Here is a 4,480-nt window from a genome sequence, read left to right on the forward strand (position 1 = left end):
GTAAAAATGCCACGCGTTGCGAATCACTCTTAAACAGTTTGTTATATGCGTTCTCGCCAAGTGGCATTGAGCATATTTTTATTAGACGCATAAACATTGCTAGGAATTGGTGACGTTGTCGAGATAACATTATGATAACTTGAAAATATATTAAGTAACTCTTGTTCTTCTATTGTGTTTAGACGAGATATTTTGTGGTCAAGCTCAGTCATTTGCTTTGATGATGTCTGAAACTTGAACATTGTTTCAACAAATTCGTAAACAACCCCAAAAGACAATACTGTAAAGACAAGTCTAATCAACGTGTAATCTTGGTCTAGTTTAACATTAGGTATCAAAACTAGTGCTAAGATTAAGATCACCGCCACCATAAATATTATCTTTCTCTTTGCATCCTTATATGCAAAGTAATATAAATGCCCATTCCAAAATGCATTTTCTTGGATCATTCTTAATAGCTTTTGGTTGGGCTCTGTTTCATCATTGGTGTACGTCGTACTTTCATCCAGTTCGTTATTGTCAATTCTTGTCTGAACTTTTGCATTTACACCAGTTCCGGCTTCTACTTTTAACCTAGTAACTTCGTGGAAGTCGATGTTATCTTGTCCGAAGGTTTTAGAAAGCATCGAAATTTTCTGAATTTCACTAGCTAGTGCACGAGTTTTCTTTATAGTCCAGTCCATAAATAATGAACCGATGTGAAAAAGCAAGGCGATTGCACTTAGCCAATAAAGTATCTCTTTTGAAAAGTATAGCGATGTACTCAAGCAAGCTAACACTATCAACATCACTCGTTTACGGTAGTAATCTATGCTTTCAGCCTTTGTATGCAAGATTGAACAAAAATAATCAAGCTCTATCAATATCTTCACCAATGTTAATTATTATTAAAAGCATATAACGCCGCGTTAAGGCGTGACGTGATGCGTGCCATACTGTGAGCGAAGCGAAACTGGCACGCGTTGCGGAATCGCTCTTAAACGCTTTGTTATGTGATTATTTATTGCTGCCAAAAAGACTTGCCTCTTTTGAGAACCTCAACAACAGATTTATCTTTAAATTCAAGATGCAAATCATCGTTAACAAATTCTACTTCTATTTTTCCAAGTGTTGGATGGACAAATTCAATGTCATTTACATCCACATCAAAAACTATGACATTCGACGGCCAACCTTTAGACACTTGAAAAATTAACTGGTCACCGTTTTGTGCTGGAACAATTAAAATTTCATACCCATCAATGGAGCCAGTTTCCGCATTAGCTTTAACATTTGAATAAAAACCAAAATTTGTAGACGCAGATAATGCAGCCGATGAAAAACAAAAAAATAGAACTAAAAATAGCCGTATCACATAAACCTCTCTTAATCATATAACGCCCTGTTAAGTAGTGAGGCACGCAATACGAAAGCCTCTGCACTACTCCGTAAACACAAAAGCCACTGCAAACCAAAACTGCCACGCGTGCCGAATCTGCTTAAACAGTTTGTTATACAAAATTTCGCGCGACTTACTTTGAATCTTGACGCCTAATCCACTCTTTAGAAGCGTCATCCATTGTTAAACCCACCGAGCTTTTCATCCATTGCATGAAATCTCGGTCGAATTTAAATTGCTCACCAAATTTGGATTTAAAATAACGACGAACGTTTTGAGTTGTCTTGTAACTATCTGTAATGACTGTACCGTCATCAATCTCATTTTTATGCCAATCAACCTTTTCCATGGTCTGATTCCTCCATTTTGTATAACGCCCAATTAAGGTGTGAGGCACGCAATACCGATGCTGCCGCATAACACCCTAATCACTAAAACCGACGCATAGTAAAAATGCCACGCGTGCCGAATCACTCTTAAATTGTTTGTTATGAGTATTTTATTGGGGATATGGCTTGGTTTGCAAAATAGAATCTAAACGACTTTCAACTATAGCCCTTAGCTTTATGTCCCTAGCGCACTCATCCATAAAATCATTCGCTGCACATATAATGTCATATACAAATGACCTTGTTGCAATGACAACCAAATTTGCATCAATAGTTGGGTTATAAGTATGTCTACCACCATCATGGTAGACATACTTTATGATATCAGGGTCTTTTTCATGCAGTTCCGCATCAGAGCTATACGAATGCAAAAATGCGCACCTTGCAGCATAAACATCTTTACCACGATACTGGTACAATTGCTCTGGGTCACCTTTGAGATAGCGGTTAACCCAGTCATGGAAATCAGATCGTGTTGCTCTGGATTTATTTTCTTCGCGAGCTAAGCTAGCCATAGTGTCAATTGCGATAAAACCCATAGCAATTGATGCTGTAACTACCCCTAATTCATCACATTTCTTAAGCTCAGATATCATTCCAACTAAGGATAGCCAGTTATTGTTTTCTATTTCTGTCACTCAATGCTTCCAAATACTCATAACGCCCAGTTAAGGGGTGAACAACGCAATACCGAAGCTGCTGCATACCGCCTTAAACACTAAAAACAACGCATAGTAAAAATGCCACGCGTTGTGAATCCCTCTTGAACTGTTTGTTAGTACTCTACTACGAGCACTGACTTTAAGTTCGTTGATGCATCTTCCAGTGCTTCAATTAATGTCGAAATCAAATCACGCCCTGTAGACGTAATAAAGTAATCTCCAAGAGATCTAATATCTGGTGATATTTCTTGCCCCCAAGGAGGTAGTTTGCTCCGACTTTCAATGTCCCACACGACCTTATCTGGAGTTAAACAACATAATTCTCTTTGAATTTGCCTTAGTTCCATTATTGCGATATCGGCAAAATTTGGCTCTAGCCTTCCTTGATACAACTTACCCATCAATATTGGAAACCTAGTTCCCCAACCATTTACTTCTAGATTAGCACTGACCGTGCTGAAAAAGGCATGGAAGAAATCTGGAGTGCCAATTTCATCCGTAATACAACCCACTTTAATTCCTACAGCCATACTTACCCTTTCCGAGAGTACTAACGCCCTGTTAAGGTGTGAGCAACGCAATACCGAAGTCACCGCAGAATACCTTAAACACGATAACGCAACGCATAGCAAAAATGCCAAGCGTTGCGAATCACTCTTAAACAGATTGTTAGGTTTATGACTAGTTAAGAACTCTTTCTGTATCACCTTGCTCTTGATGGTAATATTTTACTTCTTCTATCTTTTGCTTTGATTCTTCTTCACTTAATACTTTTTGCTCGGCTAACCATTTAAACTTGTTGATCTCATTAGCCAACTCGTTCTCCATGTTAATATCCGAATACCAAGCTAAAAGTTGCTCTTTACGTCGACTCATCAATGTATCGACTACTGCATCATGCTGTTTATCTTGTATGATAAGTAGGTTAACCTCATTAGTGTTATAAACAGTGTAAGTAATTTTTGATACAACCGCCCAAATTAAACAAGCACCACCTATTAAGATCCACATTGGATCTAAGTAAAATGCTTCACGCGTAAAACTGCCATATCCACTTTGAAAAACACCAATTACAATCCAAAGAATGCCTACATTTCTCAGCCATTCATTCTGTTCAATGATCTCTGAACTTTTATGTGGCAAATCACCGTAGTAAAGATCTACATCACCTTTGCCCGACGATTGCTCGTAGCCGTAATTAAACCGATCATCTCCGAAACTGAACGTGAATTTATTCTTGCCTTTTTTTTGTACAACTTCCATTTCAATACCTTGTATCTAACTCATTGTTTAATTAGAGCAATGAGTAGACAGCCAAGTCAATATTCATCAAACAAATGAGTGACCAAGCACAATCAAAAACCTAACGCCCTGCTAAGGGGTGAGCAACGCAATACCGAAGCTGCCGCAAACCACCTTAATCACTAAATTCAACGCATAGTAAAAATGCCACGCGTTGCGAATCCCTCTTGAGCAGTTTGTTAGGTTTTTACTCAAATAGTTCGTTAAACTTATCTGTATCCCACATAGAAACAATTGGTGAGTCTGATACTACCGCTTTACTAAAGCCATACTTTTCATTTTGACTAACGAAAGCTATAGGAGCATTTTTATAAAGTAAGGCTACTGAGTTACCATCAGCCGACCATAAGAAGCTAAAATCTTGCTCTGCTGTTTTTGCGATAACTGCTACTTCAGAAGCTAGACCTTCATGTAATTGCGGCGGTTCTCCTACCCTCATTTTCTGTTTCCAAGCGTCCTCGGATACAGGAGCATACTGAATGTATGCGACAGCGTCTCGTTCTGGCTTTTGAGTCCCTGGCTTAGTTAAGTAAAGCACTCCAGATTGGTCAAACTCATCGAGAATTGCATAACGATCAGACACTTTATTATATGAGCTTAAAAACAAACCCTCAGACATTACTACTCCTGACATCAAAGTACACAAGATAAATATTACTTGCTTCATGTTACTCCGAAAACCTAACGCCCTGTTAAGGTGTGAGCAACGCAATGCAGAAGCCGCTGCAAACCACCTTAATCACTTAAAC

At 38.5% G+C, this 4,480-nt stretch carries 7 protein-coding genes; all 7 read right to left on the reverse strand.

The annotated features are described in order from the left end of the window. Positions 1–41: 41 nt before the first annotated feature. The 7 genes from BIW15_RS25180 to BIW15_RS23425 all read right to left on the reverse strand — a co-directional run bounded on the left by BIW15_RS25180 (position 42) and on the right by BIW15_RS23425 (position 4,350). A complete protein-coding gene (locus tag BIW15_RS25180; RefSeq protein WP_140263501.1) occupies positions 42–863 on the reverse strand; it encodes a hypothetical protein in 822 nt (273 codons plus the stop codon). Between the two features lie 137 nt (positions 864–1,000). Beyond that, positions 1,001–1,354 (reverse strand): hypothetical protein, encoded by a 354-nt coding sequence (locus tag BIW15_RS23380; RefSeq protein WP_077281699.1) that lies wholly within the window; start codon positions 1,352–1,354, stop codon positions 1,001–1,003. A 157-nt stretch (positions 1,355–1,511) separates the two neighbouring features. After that, positions 1,512–1,727 carry a DUF6434 domain-containing protein gene (locus BIW15_RS23385; protein ID WP_077281700.1) on the reverse strand — a complete coding sequence of 72 codons (216 nt, stop codon included), beginning with the start codon at positions 1,725–1,727 and terminating at the stop codon, positions 1,512–1,514. A gap of 150 nt (positions 1,728–1,877) precedes the next feature. Next, a complete protein-coding gene (locus BIW15_RS23395; RefSeq protein ID WP_218673963.1) occupies positions 1,878–2,405 on the reverse strand; it encodes a hypothetical protein in 528 nt (175 codons plus the stop codon). A gap of 137 nt (positions 2,406–2,542) precedes the next feature. Further along, a complete protein-coding gene (locus BIW15_RS23405; RefSeq protein ID WP_055030595.1) occupies positions 2,543–2,959 on the reverse strand; it encodes an Imm70 family immunity protein in 417 nt (138 codons plus the stop codon). 151 nt (positions 2,960–3,110) lie between these two features. After that, positions 3,111–3,692, reverse strand: a complete 582-nt coding sequence (locus BIW15_RS23415; protein ID WP_025548895.1) for a hypothetical protein — start codon at positions 3,690–3,692, stop codon at positions 3,111–3,113. A gap of 226 nt (positions 3,693–3,918) precedes the next feature. Next, positions 3,919–4,350: a hypothetical protein gene (locus BIW15_RS23425; protein WP_077281702.1), complete on the reverse strand. Its 432-nt coding sequence runs from the start codon at positions 4,348–4,350 to the stop codon at positions 3,919–3,921. Positions 4,351–4,480: the final 130 nt, after the last annotated feature.

It is taken from the genome of Vibrio sp. SALL6, from assembly GCF_002002385.1.
In the GTDB taxonomy this organism is placed as follows: Bacteria; Pseudomonadota; Gammaproteobacteria; order Enterobacterales; family Vibrionaceae; genus Vibrio; species Vibrio parahaemolyticus.

Bases quoted from the DNA above. Each gene is read 5' to 3' on its own strand.
- BIW15_RS23385 (WP_077281700.1), bottom strand. From the start codon at position 1,727: ATGGAAAAGGTTGATTGGCATAAAAATGAGATTGATGACGGTACAGTC.
- BIW15_RS23405 (WP_055030595.1), bottom strand. From the start codon at position 2,959: ATGGCTGTAGGAATTAAAGTGGGTTGTATTACGGATGAAATTGGCACT.
- BIW15_RS23415 (WP_025548895.1), bottom strand. From the start codon at position 3,692: ATGGAAGTTGTACAAAAAAAAGGCAAGAATAAATTCACGTTCAGTTTC.
- BIW15_RS23425 (WP_077281702.1), bottom strand. From the start codon at position 4,350: ATGTCTGAGGGTTTGTTTTTAAGCTCATATAATAAAGTGTCTGATCGT.